The 13859-nt window shown below is 66.5% G+C and carries 11 protein-coding genes; 9 read left to right on the top strand and 2 right to left on the bottom strand.

All coding sequences use genetic code 11. From position 1 onward, the window contains the following. Nucleotides 1-11 precede the first annotated feature (11 nt). The 3 genes from AWB79_RS34950 to AWB79_RS34940 are packed head-to-tail and all read left to right on the top strand — an operon-like array spanning nt 12 to nt 3170. The gene (locus AWB79_RS34950) at nt 12-893 is read left to right on the top strand and encodes an alpha/beta fold hydrolase (RefSeq protein WP_061172053.1); all 882 of its coding nucleotides are present in this window, start codon (nt 12-14) and stop codon (nt 891-893) included. A gap of 5 nt (nt 894-898) precedes the next feature. Next, a complete protein-coding gene (locus tag AWB79_RS34945) occupies nt 899-2194 on the top strand; it encodes a M20 family metallo-hydrolase (protein WP_061172031.1) in 1296 nt (431 codons plus the stop codon). A 4-nt stretch (nt 2195-2198) separates the two neighbouring features. Beyond that, nucleotides 2199-3170 carry a cupin domain-containing protein gene (locus AWB79_RS34940; protein ID WP_061172030.1) on the top strand — a complete coding sequence of 324 codons (972 nt, stop codon included), beginning with the start codon at nt 2199-2201 and terminating at the stop codon, nt 3168-3170. Here the strand turns inward: AWB79_RS34940 and AWB79_RS34935 are convergent, their stop codons facing one another. After that, nucleotides 3171-4661, bottom strand: a complete 1491-nt coding sequence (locus tag AWB79_RS34935; RefSeq protein ID WP_232471116.1) for an MltF family protein — start codon at nt 4659-4661, stop codon at nt 3171-3173. Nucleotides 4662-5013: 352 nt separating this feature from the next. On the opposite strand from AWB79_RS34935, the gene AWB79_RS34930 reads away from it, so the two are divergent. The 5 genes from AWB79_RS34930 (at nt 5014) to AWB79_RS34910 (ending at nt 11116) form a co-directional block, all read left to right on the top strand. Beyond that, entirely contained in the window at nt 5014-6186 is a 1173-nt protein-coding gene (locus tag AWB79_RS34930) for a monovalent cation:proton antiporter-2 (CPA2) family protein (RefSeq protein ID WP_061172029.1), read from the top strand. 61 nt (nt 6187-6247) lie between these two features. Beyond that, entirely contained in the window at nt 6248-7354 is a 1107-nt protein-coding gene (locus AWB79_RS34925; RefSeq protein WP_061172028.1) for an AI-2E family transporter, read from the top strand. A 20-nt stretch (nt 7355-7374) separates the two neighbouring features. Beyond that, nucleotides 7375-8928, top strand: coding sequence for an efflux transporter outer membrane subunit (locus AWB79_RS34920; protein WP_061172027.1), 1554 nt, complete (start codon nt 7375-7377; stop codon nt 8926-8928). Beyond that, nucleotides 8925-10070, top strand: coding sequence for an HlyD family secretion protein (locus tag AWB79_RS34915; RefSeq protein WP_061172026.1), 1146 nt, complete (start codon nt 8925-8927; stop codon nt 10068-10070). Before AWB79_RS34920 ends, AWB79_RS34915 begins: the two co-directional genes overlap by 4 nt. 8 nt (nt 10071-10078) lie before the next feature. Then, nucleotides 10079-11116 (top strand): DUF2955 domain-containing protein, encoded by a 1038-nt coding sequence (locus AWB79_RS34910; protein WP_061172025.1) that lies wholly within the window; start codon nt 10079-10081, stop codon nt 11114-11116. 1 nt (nt 11117) lies between these two features. Here AWB79_RS34910 and AWB79_RS34905 read toward each other — a convergent pair whose 3' ends face one another. Next, nucleotides 11118-12032, bottom strand: a complete 915-nt coding sequence (locus tag AWB79_RS34905) for a LysR family transcriptional regulator (RefSeq protein ID WP_061172024.1) — start codon at nt 12030-12032, stop codon at nt 11118-11120. Nucleotides 12033-12132: 100 nt separating this feature from the next. On the opposite strand from AWB79_RS34905, the gene AWB79_RS34900 reads away from it, so the two are divergent. Beyond that, entirely contained in the window at nt 12133-13821 is a 1689-nt protein-coding gene (locus AWB79_RS34900) for an FAD-dependent monooxygenase (RefSeq protein WP_061172023.1), read from the top strand. The last annotated feature ends 38 nt before the right edge of the window (nt 13822-13859 follow it).

Here is a 13859-nt window from a genome sequence, read left to right as displayed (position 1 = left end):
AGATCAACGATATGCCTTATGCAAAGACGCCGGACGACGTCTCGCTCTATTATGAAGAAGCGGGCCAGGGAACGCCGATCATCTTCGTGCATGAGTTCGGCGGCGATCACCGCAGCTGGGAACCGCAGATGCGCCACTTCGCGCGGCGGCATCGCGTGATCACGTATGGCGCGCGCGGCTATCCGCCGTCGGATGTGCCGAAGGACGTCAACGCCTATTCGCAGATGAAGGCCGTCGAGGATATCGTCGCGGTGCTGGATCATCTGAAGATAGAGCGGGCGCATGTCGTCGGCTTGTCGATGGGTGGCTTCGCGACGCTGCATCTCGGCTTGCGCGCGCCCGAACGCGCGTTGTCGCTGACGGTCGCGGGCGCGGGCTACGGCGCGGAGAAAGCCTTCGAAGACTACTTCCGCGATGTGTCGAACGAAGTCGCCGCGCAATTCGAAAAGCAGGGCGCGAAGGAGTTCGCGAAGATCTATTCGCTCGGCGCGAGCCGCGTGCAGTTTCAAAACAAGGACCCGCGCGGCTGGCAGGAATTCGCGACGCAACTCGGCCAGCACGATTCGGTCGGCTCGGCCAACACCATGCGCGGCGTGCAGGCGCGCCGTCCGTCGCTCTACGATCTCGAAGCCGAGATCGCGAAGGTGAAGGTGCCGACGCTCGTCGTGGTCGGCGACGAAGACGACCATTGCCTGCAACCGGGCATCTTCCTCAAGAAGACGATGCCCGCATGCGGTCTTGCCGTGTTGCCGAAAACCGGTCACACGTTGAACCTCGAAGAGCCGGAGCAGTTCAATCGGCTGGTCGGCGAGTTCGTCGCGCAGGTGGAGGCGGGCGCGTGGGGTCCGCGCGATCCACGCGCGATGCCGTCGCAGATCATGAAGACGGACTGAGCCGCATGACGTCTTCATTCGACAACGGCGCGCCGCTCGCGGTCAACGGCGCGCGCCTGTGGCAGCATCTGATGAAACTCGCGGAGTTCGGCGCATTGCCGGACGGCGGCGTGAATCGTCAGGCGCTTTCCGACGAAGAGATCGCCGCGTGGCGGCAGATGATCGCGTGGGCGCGTGAAGCGGGACTGGACGCGGCATGCGATGACGCGGGCAATCTGTTCGTCACGCTCGCGGGCGCGCATCGCGCATTGCCGCCGCTTCTGATGGGCAGCCATCTCGACAGCCAGCCTGCGGGCGGGCGCTTCGACGGCGTGTACGGCGTGATCGCGGCGCTCGAAGTGCTCGTCACGCTGAAGGAACGGGGCGTGCGGCCGGATCGCGATGTCGTCGCAGTCGGCTGGATGAACGAGGAAGGCTCGCGTTTCGCGCCTGGCATGATGGGCTCGCAGGCGTTCGCGGGCGTGATGACGCTCGATACGATGCGCGCCGTGCGCGATGCGAACGGCGTGAGCGTCGGCGAAGCGCTCGATCGCGTGCATGCCGCGTTTGCGGACTTGCCGCGTCGCGCGCCCGGTGGCGCGGCGGCGGGTTATGTCGAGCTGCATATCGAGCAGGGGCCGGTGCTCGAAGCGAAGGGGAAGACCATCGGCGTCGTCACCGGCATTCAGGGCAAGACGACGTGGCGCATCACGCTGCATGGCGCGCCGGGGCATGCGGGCACCGTCGACATGACTGCGCGGCAGGACGCGATCTTCGCATTCGCGCGCATCGCGCAAAGTCTCGAAGATGAAATCGGCCGGCACGATGAAGCCGTCAAGCTCACGCTCGGACGCGTCGTCGTCACGCCGAATGCGCCTTCGGTGATTCCGGAACAGGTGGTGTTCAGCGTCGATCTGCGTCATCCGGATAACGCCGTGCTGCAGGCGCTCGGCGCGCGGCTCGAAGCCATTTGCGCTGCGCATGCGGCGCCGTGCACGGTCGAAGCCGAGCGGCTCGTCGATGCCGAGTCGAACGATTTCGCGCCGCACTGGCAGGCGTTGATCGAAGCGTCGGCGCGCGCGCACGGTCATCCGTCGATGCCCATTCTGTCGCACGCCGGCCACGACGCGCGCTACCTCGCGCAAGTCTGCCCGAGCGCGATGATCTTCATTCCGAGCCGCGACGGCGTGAGTCATGCGCCTGTCGAATGGTCCACGCCCGAGCAGGTGAGCGCGGGCGCGGATGTGCTCGCCGACACTATCGCGCGCTGGCTCGTGCAGGACGAGCTCGCGCGCATGCCGCAACTCGAAACGGGGACCTGATCAGATGAACTCGACTTTCAAGCCGCGCCGCATGGAAGACATGCCCGCGGGCGTGTGCGCGGCGCCGCTCGGTCCGGCCGATGCGCGCGCCCGTTATTTCAACTCCGGCAACGCGTTCAACGTCGTGCTGCCGCCCGTGCCCGCCGCGACCTTCATGCCGGATGCGCGCGTCGTGCAGGCGGCGCGCGCATCATTCGTGCAGGCGTGCGATCAGTCGGCGGCGCTCGGCAGTCCCGTCGCCGCGACCACGCCGCTGATGCTCGCCGCGTATCAAGTCATCGCGCCCGGAGAATCGGCCGATACGCGGGACGTGACCTCGCGTTCGAGCGGATCGCTGTGGTATGTGATGGCGGGCGGCGGCGCGTGCGCGAGCGCATCGCACGAAGCGTTCGCGTTCCATGCGGGCGACGTCTTCATGCTGCCCGGCGGCGACCCATGGCGTCTCGCCGCGGGCGATGCGGGCGCGGTGTTCTGGCGCGTCGACAATTCGCCGCAACTCGCGCACGAACAGGTGATGCCGAGTGCGTCGTCGACGCTGCAAGCGGTGCACTATCCGGCGGACGAGATCGAACGTCAGCTTGCCGAACTCTTCGACACCACCGCCGATGCGACGACCTCGGGCTTCGCGCTGGTGTTTTCGAGCGACCTGCTCGGCGGCAGCCGCAACGTGCTGCCGACCCTGACGCTGAGCCTCAACACCTTGCCCGCCGGAGACACGCAGCGGGCGCATCGTCACAACTCGGCGGCGATCACGCTGGTACTGGACGGCGAGAAGTGCTGCACGCGCATCGACGGCGAACCGGTCGCCTGGTCGCGCGGCATGACGCTGGTCACGCCGCCGGGGGCGCTGCATTCGCACCATAACGAAGGCGCGAGCCAGCGCGCGCGCTTCCTGATCGTGCAGGACGGCGCGCTGCATTATCACTGCCGGACCATGGGCTTCGCATTCGAAAACGAGGCGTCGGCGCGGGTCTGATCAGCGGCTCAACTCCTTCACCGCGCGAGTCCGGTGCGCCTGCGCCTCTTTCAGCAGGCGATAAGAAACATAGTACTTATAGATGTTTCTCACATACGTCGTGGTCTCGATGCCGATCTTCTCGGCCACGACGATCTCCACATTGTTGAACCAGACATCGGGATTGAGGCCTCGTTCGGCGGCGATCTTGCGCATCTTCGCAATGTTTCCCGGCCCGGCGTTATAACTCGCGAAGGCGAACAGCGGGCGGTCCACCTCCGAGAAATGAGCATCCTGAAAATAGCGCGTCATAAGCTGGTCGAGGTATTTCGCGCCGGCGTGAATGTTCGACTGCGCCACCCTGATATTGCCGACGTTCAGCTCCTTGCCGGTCGCCGGCATCAGTTGCATGATGCCGACCGCTCCCACGCGGCTCTTCGCATCCTGATTGAGTTGCGACTCCTGAAAGCCCTGCGCCGCGAGCATCAGAGGGTCGAAGTTGTACTGATGGCCGTACTGCTCGAAGAACGCAACCGTCTGCGTGAAGCGCTTGAGTTCCGCGCTCTCGGTGTTGTTGTGGATCTGCTTGATTCCCTGCATGTACTGTTTCAGGCGCACCTCCGCGACGCTTTGCTTCCTGATGACATGTTCATAGAACGTGCCGATCGCCGCCTGCAACTGCGGACTCTGCTTGCGGATCGCCCAGCCGATCTGCCCTCCCTCACGCACCGCGATATTGTCGTGCACCTTGATGTGCGGCAATAGCTGCGCCCACATGTTCGCTTTCCAGTCGTCGACCACGAGGATCTGCAGCAGACCGACGTTCAGCATCTCCATTGCGTCTTCGTCTTCGAGCGCATCGGGCAGCAGCACGAGCTTCATCGGTGGCTTGCCGGCTTGTTTGAAGCGCTGGTTCAGGCTGCTCAGGCTCTCGAAGTAACTGCTGGAACGGCGCACGTGCACGGTCTTGCCGCTCAAATCGTCGAGCTTCGACAGCGCGGGTGACTTGGGTCCGGTCAGCACGACTTCGCGGGTGGGCTTGAGCGCGTGCGCCGTGACGAAATCGACCTGCTTCAGGCGTTCCTGCGTCACTGTCAGGTTGCCGGCGGCGATGTCGCCCACGCCATCGACGAGTCCGGGCAGCAGTCTGTCGCGCGTCGTCGGAATCATCACGACCGTGACCGGCCGCTTGCCCAGGCGATCGGCATACGTCTTGTTGACGTAGCGCTCGAAGTCGCGCACGAAGTCCGCGGCCAGGCCGCGCTCATGGCCGCGGTCATTGAAATACAAGGTGCGGCTGAACGGCACAAGCACGCGGATCATGCGGCGCTCGAGCATCGCGTCGAAGTCTCCGCGCCACGGCTGATTTGTGATATCGATACGTCGAGAAGCGCTCGCCGCGACGGGCGCGGACGCCGCCGCGACGGAAGATGCGACCGATGCAACCGAAGCGGGCGCAGCGCCCGATGCAGCCGATGCAACGGGCGCTGCCGCAGCAAGCGTGCTCCACATCCACAGCACGATGCCGATGGAGCCTGTCACGGGCCATGCGCGAAGAAAGGGCATCACATCCCCCGTTGCGGCGTAGGTCTCAGCCGATCTTTTCGGTGCGCCTGAAAGGATATCGTTCAGCCTGGTCGCGACGTTGACATGAATCAAGCGGATCGGAACGTGGCGCAGCGAACATCCATGACAAAGGCGCGATTTCGCGGACGAGATGTAAGCACTTGCTGACCTGCGAGGTGCCGATTTCGTGGTTGCCGGCTCGTGCCGGCGTCGCATAAAGTGTTCGAAGACCATCGCGCCCTTTTCGATGACCGTTCCGGAGCAACCTTCGTCGCAAACCGGTTCAGGAGGACAGCGCATGAGCAAGTTGCTGGTGGACGTCGTCATCTTCCTCGCTTCGGCGCTGGTCACCGTGCCGCTGGCCGTGCGGCTCGGCTTCGGATCGGTGCTCGGCTATCTGCTGGCGGGCGTCATGATCGGCCCCTGGGTGCTGAGGCTCGTGACCGACGTCGACGCGATCCTGCATTTTTCCGAGCTCGGCATCGTGCTGATGATGTTCGTGATCGGACTCGAAATGAAGGTCGACGCGCTGTGGGCCATGCGCCGCACCATCTTCGGCTACGGCACGATGCAGATGACCGTCTGCGCCGCCGTGCTGCTGGCGATTTTCATGATGCTGGGCCTGCCCTGGCGGATCGCGCTGACGGGCGGGCTCGCGCTCTCGCTGTCGTCCACCGCGATGGTGATGTCCGAGCTTCAGGATCGCAAGCTGATGGACACGCCGACGGGCCGCGCCGGCTTCGGCATTCTCCTGTTTCAGGACATGGCGGCCATCCCGCTGATCGCGCTGCTGCCGCTGCTCGGGCCCACGGTCCCCACGCCCGCGGCGGAACCCGGCTGGCTGGTCGCCTTGAAGGCGCTCGCCATGCTGGGCGCAATCGCGCTGGTCGGGCGCTATCTGCTGCACTTCGTGCTGCGGGTGATCCGGAGCACCGGCGTTCCGGAGATCTTCACCGCATTCGCGCTGCTCTGGATCATAGGTATTGCATTGCTCATGGAAAGCGTGCATCTGTCGATGTCACTGGGCGCGTTCGTCGCGGGCGTTCTGCTCGCCGACTCGGACTATCGCCACGAGGTCGAGGCCGACATGGCGCCGTTCAAGGGACTGCTGCTCGGGCTGTTCTTTATCGCGGTGGGCATGTCGATGGATTTCAGCGTGCTGATGCGCGAGCCGGTGCGGGTCGCGGTGCTCGTCGTCGCACTGGTCAGCATCAAGACGGTTGCGCAGTGGCTGCTGGCGAACCGGTTCGAGGTTCCGTCGGCGCAACGCGGATACTTCGCCGTGTTGCTGTCGCAGGGCGGCGAGTTCGCGTTCGTGGTGATGGCGGCATCGCTCGCGGCGCGCGTCATCGATCAGCGGCAGGCATCGCTGGTCACCCTGGTTGTCGCGCTTTCGATGGTATCGACGCCCTTGTTGCTGCTCGCGCACCGCAGGTTCTTCAGCGGCTCCGCGCAAATCCGGGCGAGCTGACCGGGTGCGTGCGGGACTCGAGGTCCTGTTTTCCGGCTATAGAAACGATGGGAGGCTCGAAATGCTGTCGCCGATTTCCGAACGCACGCTCTCCCGAGAGCTGCTCGATGTCCTGATTCGCGCCGGACTCGTCGCGGTTCTGGCGGTCTTCTGTTTCCGGGTGTTCGTCCCGTTCCTCGATCTCATGATCTGGGCGGTGATCCTGGCGGTCACGCTGTATCCGCTTCAGGTCAGACTGCGCGGTCCGCTGGCGGGCAAGGACGGCCTGATCGCCACGCTGATCGTGCTCGTGGCGTTGATCGTCATTCTGGTGCCGACATATCTGCTGGGCGTCGCGGTGGCCACCTCGATCGAGCGCGCCATGGCCGTCTTCCGCAGCGGCAGCTTCGAGATTCCGCCGCCAGCGGAATCGGTGGCCGCGTGGCCGCTCGTGGGTCAGCGGGTCTACGATTTCTGGGCGCAGGCATCGACGGATCTCTCCGGGCTCGTGCAACACTTCGCGCCGCAGCTCAAGGCGGCCGGGCTCGCGGTGCTCGGCACCGTCACGGGACTGGGCGCGGGGCTGCTCGTGTTCTTTCTCGCGCTGATCGTCGCGGGTATCTTCATGGCTCACGGCGAAAAGGGCTATCAGAGCGCCGTGCAGATCGCCGCGCGCATCTCGGGCCCCGACAACGGCAGGCAGATCGCGGATCTGTGCACGTCGACGATTCGCGCCGTGGCGCAGGGCGTCGTCGGCATCGCGTTCATCCAGATGCTGCTGATCGGCGTCGCGTTCGTCGTCATGGGCATCCCGGCGGCGGGCCTGCTCGCGCTGGCCGTGCTGCTCATCGGGATCATGCAGTTGCCGGCCACATTGATCACGATTCCCGTCATCATCTTCGTGATTGTGACGAAAGGCGTAAGCACGGCGACGGTCATCTTCTCGGTCTATGTCTTCGTCGCGGGTCTCGCCGACAACGTGCTCAAGCCGCTGCTGCTCGGGCGCGGCGTCGCGGTGCCGATGCCCGTGGTGCTGATCGGCGCGCTCGGCGGCATGGTGACGGGCGGCGTGATCGGCCTGTTCATCGGCCCGGTGATGCTGGCGGTCGCGTACAAGCTGTTCTGGCGATGGGTGAAGGACCAGCCGGAGCCCGAGTCCGCGCTCGCGCAGAAGCAGAGGCCGCGCTGAACGGCCGCGCCGCCGTCGCCATGCCTTCGCCATTCCGGGGCCGCCGTCTGATCGCGTGCGGTGCGCTTTCGCTCTGTATGAGCGCCTGCATGCGCGTGGGACCGGATTTTCATCCGCAGCGCGAAAGCTGGAGCGAGCATTGGAGCAGCGCGAGGCTCGAGCAGGTCACGCGGCAGGCCGCCCAGCCCGATGTCCGGCAATGGTGGGAAGTGTTCGGCGACGAAACCCTCGGGCGCCTGATCGAGCAAGCCGATGCCGGCAACGGCGATCTGCGGATCGCCGGCCTGCGCGTGATCGAGGCGCGGGCGCAGCTCGGCATCGCGCTCGCGGGACAATATCCTCAGGTGCAACAGGCGAGCGCCGAAGTGCTCGCGTCGGCGCGCAAGCGCTCCGACGGATTCAACCCGCGCTCGGGTGCGTATCTGCAATATGGCGCGGGCTTTCTCGTCGGCTGGGAGCTGGACTTCTGGGGGCGTTTCGCGCGCGCGATCGAGTCGGCCGATGCCGCGTTCTTCGCCGCGCAGGCGAACCGCGCCGCCGCGCTGGTCCTGCTGCACGCACAGGTCGCCGACACCTATTTCACGCTGCGCACCGCCGAGGCGCGCCTGCGCATCGCGCAGGAGAACGCGCGCTTGCAAAAGCGCAGCTACGACATCGCGCTGAAGCTGTTCAAGGCCGGCGAAACCGATGAGCTGGATCTGCAGCAGGCCAAGACGCAGTATCTGGGGACGCTGAGCAGCATTCCGGATCTGGAGAGTCAGATCGTGCTCGCGCGGCATGCGCTGTCCGTGCTCCTCGGGCGGCCGCCCGGCCCGCTACCGGAACTCGATGCATCCGCAGGCAAGGAGGGCGTGCTGCCGCTCGTGGACCGCGCCGTGCTGCAGGACGTGCCCGCCGATCTGCTGCTGCGTCGCCCCGACGTGCTCGCCGCCGAATATCAGATGGCGGCGCAGTCGGCGCAAATCGGGGTGGCGGAAGCCGATTTCTATCCGTCGGTGTCCTTGCTCGGCACGCTCGGCTGGAGCGCGAGTTCGCTCACCGGCTCGCCGAACACGCTGGCGGTGGCGCTGGGCCCGAGCGTCACCTGGAATGTTTTCGACCACGGCAGGATCACGAACAACGTGCGTGTCCAGGACGCCCGTTTGCAGCAGTTGACGGTCGCGTATCAGAACACGGTGCGCGAAGCCGCGCGCGAAGCCGATGACGCCGCCACGGCGCTCTTCGCCGCGTTGCGGCGCGACAGCATCCTGAACGACGCCCAGGGCGCCGCGCGACGCTCGCTCACGCTCGCGAACACGATCTACCGCGAAGGATATTCGGACTTCCAGCGCGTGCTCGATGCGCAGCGCGCGTTGTTCGCGCAGCAGGACGCCTATGTCGTCAACCGGCGCAACGCGGTGGGCAGCCTGATCGCGCTTTACAAGGCGCTGGGCGGCGGCTGGACCACGCGCGCGCCGCTCGTCGACGCCGCGACGCGTCAGCAGATGCAGCAACGCACCGACTGGGGCGACCTTCTGAACGACGCGAGCGCGCCCCCGGTCACCGACGTTTCATCCCAGGGAGCGGCCCGATGAGCGAAACGTCCGAGCCGACCAAGGCCGCACAGGCGCCGGGCGCGCCGCCGGAAGCATCGCCTGCGCCGGCGCGCGATCCGTCGCGCGGGGCGGTGAAGTGGGTCGTCGTGCTGATCGTCGTGAGTCTGATCTGGTATCTGCTCGCCGACCGCATCACGCCCTACACGCAACAGGCGCGGGTGCAGGCCTATGTCGTGCCCGTCGCCGCGGAAGTGTCCGGCCGCGTGACGCGCGTGCTGGTCCGTAACAATCAGGAAGTGAATGCGGGCGACGTGCTCTTCGAAGTCGATGGCGATCAGTACCGCATCGCCGCCGATCGCTCGCGGGCGGAACTCGAAACCATGCGCCGCCAGGTCGGCGCGAGCACGGCGGGAATCGATTCGGCGCGGGCATCGCTGCGCGCGGCCATCGCCAACGAGGTCAAGGCGCGGCAGGACAGCGAGCGGCTGGAGCGGCTCTATCGCGAGGACGAGGGCACGATCTCGCTGCGGCGTCTCGAAGTGGCGCGCGCGACCTACGAGCAGGCGCAGAGTCAGGTCGTCGCGGCGCGCGCCGAAGTCGAGCGCGCGCGCGAGCAGCAGGGCGGCGTCGAGACTGAGAACGCGCAGTTGCGCAGCGCGGCCGCCGCGCTCGAAAAGGCCGAACTCGATCTCGCCAATACGCGTATCAGGGCGCGCTCGGGCGGCGTCATCACGGATCTCGGCACCGAAGTCGGGCAGTTCGCGGCGGCGGGCAAGGCGGTCATGACGCTTATCGCGATCCGCGACGTCTGGATCAGCGCCGACATGACCGAGAACAATCTCGGCCGGCTCAAGCCCGGCACACCGGTGAGGATCGCGCTGGACGCGCTGCCCGGCGAAGTCTTTGAAGGACGGGTGCGCAGCATCGGCTATGGCGTGAGCGTCGGGCAGGAGACGCCGCCCGGCAGTCTGCCGACCGTGCAGAACAGCCGCGACTGGCTGCGTCCGGCGCAGCGCTTTCCGGTGATCGTCGAGTTCGATGCGAACGAGCGCGCGCGTCTTTCGAATATCCGCGTCGGCGGGCAGGCCGAGGTGATGGCGTTCCCGAGCCCGGGCAATCCGCTCAATCCGCTCGGCCGCGCGTTCCTGCGCGCGATGAGCTGGATCTCCTACGTCTACTGAGGCCGGCCATGGACAACAGGCTCCGGCTTTTCGGCCGACGCGCGCTGCGCCTCGCGATCGGCGCCGCCTTGTGCCTGGCGATCAGCTTCGCGCTGGCGCTGCCGATTCCCGTGATCGCGCCGGTGTTCGCCGTTTTTCTGCTCGCGACGCCGGGCCGGCCGCTGTCGCTGAAGGCGGGCGTGATGCTGGCGCTCGTCGTGATGCTCACGACGGGCAGCGGCCTTCTGCTCGTCCCGCTGCTCAGGCATTACGCGTTCGCGGGCGTGATGCTCGTCGGCCTGTTGCTGTTTCTCGCGTTTCGCTACGGGCTTCGCGGCGGCAACAATCTCGTCGCGACCTTCCTGGTGGCGGGGCTCACGATGATCTCCGCCGCCGGCACCGCCGACTTTCAGGTGGCCGTGACCGTGGTCGGCGCGCTGGTGAAGGGGCTGTTGCTCGCCGTGCTGGTCTCGGCGCTGATGCACGGTCTCATTCCCGAACCCGTCGGCGCGCCTGCGCCGTCCGCCGCGCGCGCGCTGCCCGCCGATCAGGCCGCCTACATCGCGCTGCGCGCCGCGCTCGTGGTCATGCCGGCGTATCTGCTCGCCATGACCGACCCGGCGAGCTACATGCCGATCATCATGAAATCGGTCAGCCTCGGCCGGCAGACTTGCACCACGAGCGCGCGCGGTGCGGCGCGCGAGCTCATCGGCTCGACCTTGCTCGGTGGCCTGCTCGCCATCGCGTTCTGGTTCGCGCTCAGGCTCTCGGTGAATCTGTGGATGTTCTTCCTGTGGATGCTGCTGTTCGGCCTGCTGGCCGGGCGCCGGCTCTATCGACTCGATCCGACGCGCCAGTCGCCGGGCTTCTGGCTCAACAGCATCATCACGATGATCATCCTGCTCGGCCAGTCCGTGCAGGACAGCGTGGCGGGCAAGGACGTCTACACCGCGTTCGCGGTGCGCATGGGGCTGTTCATCGCGGTCACGCTGTATGCGTGCCTGATGCTGCTGCTGTTCGAGCGGCCGCGCGGCGTGCGAGCGCGGCCGGCGCAGGCGGGAGGGTAGCTCAGCCGCCGCGGCGGATCGGCTGCCCGAGCGTTTGCGCGACGAGTCCCCGGAACCAGCGATGCCCTGCATCGTTGTGATGCCGTGCATGCCAGAACTGCTGCACGGTGAGATCGGGCAGGTCGATAGGCAAGGGGAACACGTCGACGTGCGCGAGCCGGGCGAACAGCTCCGCGAGCTCGTCCGGCACGGCCGCGATGAAGTCGGAGGTTGCCACTAGACTCGGCACCGCCAGCAGGTACGGCACGTCGATGCCCACTTTCAGCCGCGCGCCGTGGCGGCGCAGTTCCTTCTCCAGCAACTGATTCGTCAGCGCGAGCGTGCCCGCGACCACATGCTTGCGCCCGATGAACTCGTCGAGCGTCATGCTGATCTTTCTGCGCGTGTCGCCGCCCTTCACGATGCCCACCAGCGAGCGCCGGAACAGCGGCTGCTGGTGCAGGTTTTCGCCCATCTTGCCGAGGTAGCCGATGGCGAGATCGAGCGCCCCGTCCTGCAGCGCGCTCGCGAGTTCCAGCGACGGCAGTTGAATCGGCCTGAGCACGGCGTTCGGCGCGCGCTCGCGCAAGGCGGCAAGCAGGCGCGGCAGCAGCACGATCACGCCCATGTCGCTGAGACACACGGAGAAGGCGCGCGTGGTGGTCGCGGCGTCGAACGCCTTCGCGCTCCAGATCTCCTCCTGCACGACCGCGAGCACGTGCGCGACGCCCTCCGCGAGACGCTCGCCGACCGGCGTCGGCGCCATCACCGAGCCCGCGCGCACGAACAGATCGTCCTGAAACAGCGTACGGAGTTTCCCGAGTGCGTGGCTCACCGCCGGTTGCGTGAGCCCGAGACGGTCGGCCGCGCGCGACACGCTTCGTTCTTCGGCAAGCGCCTGCAGCACATACAGGAAGTTCAGGTCGGGCGTCTGCATGTATGAATTTGATTCATTCAGGATATGAAAGTCATTGTATAGATTTATAGAGATAACGCGTTTAACTTCGCATCCAGCTTCAGAAAAACAGGAGACGGAAGTGCTGGATTGCGAAGTCATCATCGTGGGCGGTGGGCCGGTCGGGCTGTTTCTCGCGGCCGAACTCGGGCAGCGAGGCATCAGCGTCGAGCTGTTCGATGCGAAGGAAGGCACGAGCCGGCACCCGGCCGCCAACGCCAACAGTGCGCGGACCATGGAGCATTTCCGGCGCTTAGGCATCGCCTCGCGCGTGCGGGCGCTCGGACTGCCGCCGGATTACGCGCCGGATGTCGCGTACTTCACGTCGATCGCCGGTCACGAACTCGCGCGGCTGCATCAGCCGGCCTCGCGCGATGCGGTCGAATGGGCGAAAGGACACGGGTTCACCTGGCCGACGCCGGAGCCGCCGCATCGCTGCTCGCAGCTTTACGTCGAACCCGTTCTGCTCGATGCGGCGCGCCGTCACGCCGGATGCCACGTGCATTTCTCCTCGCGCGTGACCGGGTTCGAACAGGGCGAGGACACGGTCACCGCGACCGTCGAGCTCGATGCGACCGCCACGCGTGCCGCCAGTACGCGCACCGTGACCGCGCGCTATCTGATCGGCTGCGACGGTCCGCGCAGCTTCGTGCGCAAGTCGCTCGGCATTCGCCTGGACGGCATGGCGGGCGAAAAGCGCGAGTTCATGGGCGGTCAGATGGATGCCGTCTACTTCCATGCGCCGGATATCTATCGCGTGAGCGGGCGGCCGCCCGCGTGGCAGTACTGGACCTTCGGTGCGCGGCAGCGGGCGCTGATCATCGCGGTCGATGGCGCGGGTCACTTCATCATGAACGTGCAGTTGCGCGATGGCGAAGCCGCCGATTCGGGCAGCGTGCGCAGTCGCATCGCGGAGGCGATCGGCGCGGACATTCCGTTCGAGGTGAAGAGCCGTTCGACGTGGACGGCGGGCTTCGCGCTCGTCGCGGAGCGCTTCGCGGAGAAGCGCGTGTTTCTCGCCGGCGACGCCGCGCATCTGTTCACGCCGACGGGCGGTCTCGGCTACAACACCGGCATCGACGATGCCGCGAACCTCGCGTGGAAGCTCGAAGCGATGGTGAAAGGCTTCGCAGGCGATGCGCTCGGCGCGAGCTACGAAGCGGAACGGCGGCCGGCGGCGTTGCGCAACACGGCGTTCGCGCGCGGCTTCGCCGACAGCATCGGACATGTGCGCGTGCCTGCCGCCGCATACGAACCGGGCGCGGCGGGCGATGCGGCGCGCGCCGCTGTCGGCGATTACCTCGCGTTTCATGCGACGGGTGAATTCGTGATTCCGGGCGTGCATCTCGGCACGCGCTACGAAGCGTCGCCGCTGGTCGTTGCGGAAGCGGGCGCGCCGCCACCCGATGCCGCGAATCTCTATCTGCCGAGCGCGCGCGCGGGGCATCGCGCGCCGCATCTATGGCTCGCCGATGGCCGTTCGCTCTATGACCGCTTCGGCCAGGGCTTCACGCTGCTGTGCACGAACGCGCCCGGCGCGCCCTTCGATCACGAAGCGGTGCAGCGCGCCGCCCGCGCGCTTCCGCAGCTTGCAGTCGTGCGCATCGACGAGGCCGAAGTCGCGCAAGCGTATGACGCAGCGTACGTGCTGATTCGCCCGGATCAGCATGTCGCGTGGCGCGGCAATGCGCTCGATCGTGCGTTCGAGGCGGCGGCGCATCGGACGGTCGGCCATCCGCACGAAGAGACGGCGGCGCTGACCACGCCATAGCCGCATCGCACGCACGCAGGTCCGTATAAAAACACAGG

This window comes from Caballeronia hypogeia (assembly GCF_001544875.2).
GTDB classification, from domain to species: domain Bacteria; phylum Pseudomonadota; class Gammaproteobacteria; order Burkholderiales; family Burkholderiaceae; genus Caballeronia; species Caballeronia hypogeia.
The sequence above is the reverse complement of the archived record's forward strand: the minus strand, read 5'-3'. Positions and strand labels throughout refer to the sequence as shown.

What these genes read in the sequence shown, in the direction of transcription:
- AWB79_RS34950 (WP_061172053.1), top strand. Translation starts at nt 12, where the DNA reads ATGCCTTATGCAAAGACGCCGGACGACGTCTCGCTCTATTATGAAGAA.
- AWB79_RS34945 (WP_061172031.1), top strand. Translation starts at nt 899, where the DNA reads ATGACGTCTTCATTCGACAACGGCGCGCCGCTCGCGGTCAACGGCGCG.
- AWB79_RS34940 (WP_061172030.1), top strand. Translation starts at nt 2,199, where the DNA reads ATGAACTCGACTTTCAAGCCGCGCCGCATGGAAGACATGCCCGCGGGC.
- AWB79_RS34935 (WP_232471116.1), bottom strand. Translation starts at nt 4,661, where the DNA reads ATGTGGAGCACGCTTGCTGCGGCAGCGCCCGTTGCATCGGCTGCATCG.
- AWB79_RS34930 (WP_061172029.1), top strand. Translation starts at nt 5,014, where the DNA reads ATGAGCAAGTTGCTGGTGGACGTCGTCATCTTCCTCGCTTCGGCGCTG.
- AWB79_RS34925 (WP_061172028.1), top strand. Translation starts at nt 6,248, where the DNA reads ATGCTGTCGCCGATTTCCGAACGCACGCTCTCCCGAGAGCTGCTCGAT.
- AWB79_RS34920 (WP_061172027.1), top strand. Translation starts at nt 7,375, where the DNA reads ATGCCTTCGCCATTCCGGGGCCGCCGTCTGATCGCGTGCGGTGCGCTT.
- AWB79_RS34915 (WP_061172026.1), top strand. Translation starts at nt 8,925, where the DNA reads ATGAGCGAAACGTCCGAGCCGACCAAGGCCGCACAGGCGCCGGGCGCG.
- AWB79_RS34910 (WP_061172025.1), top strand. Translation starts at nt 10,079, where the DNA reads ATGGACAACAGGCTCCGGCTTTTCGGCCGACGCGCGCTGCGCCTCGCG.
- AWB79_RS34905 (WP_061172024.1), bottom strand. Translation starts at nt 12,032, where the DNA reads ATGCAGACGCCCGACCTGAACTTCCTGTATGTGCTGCAGGCGCTTGCC.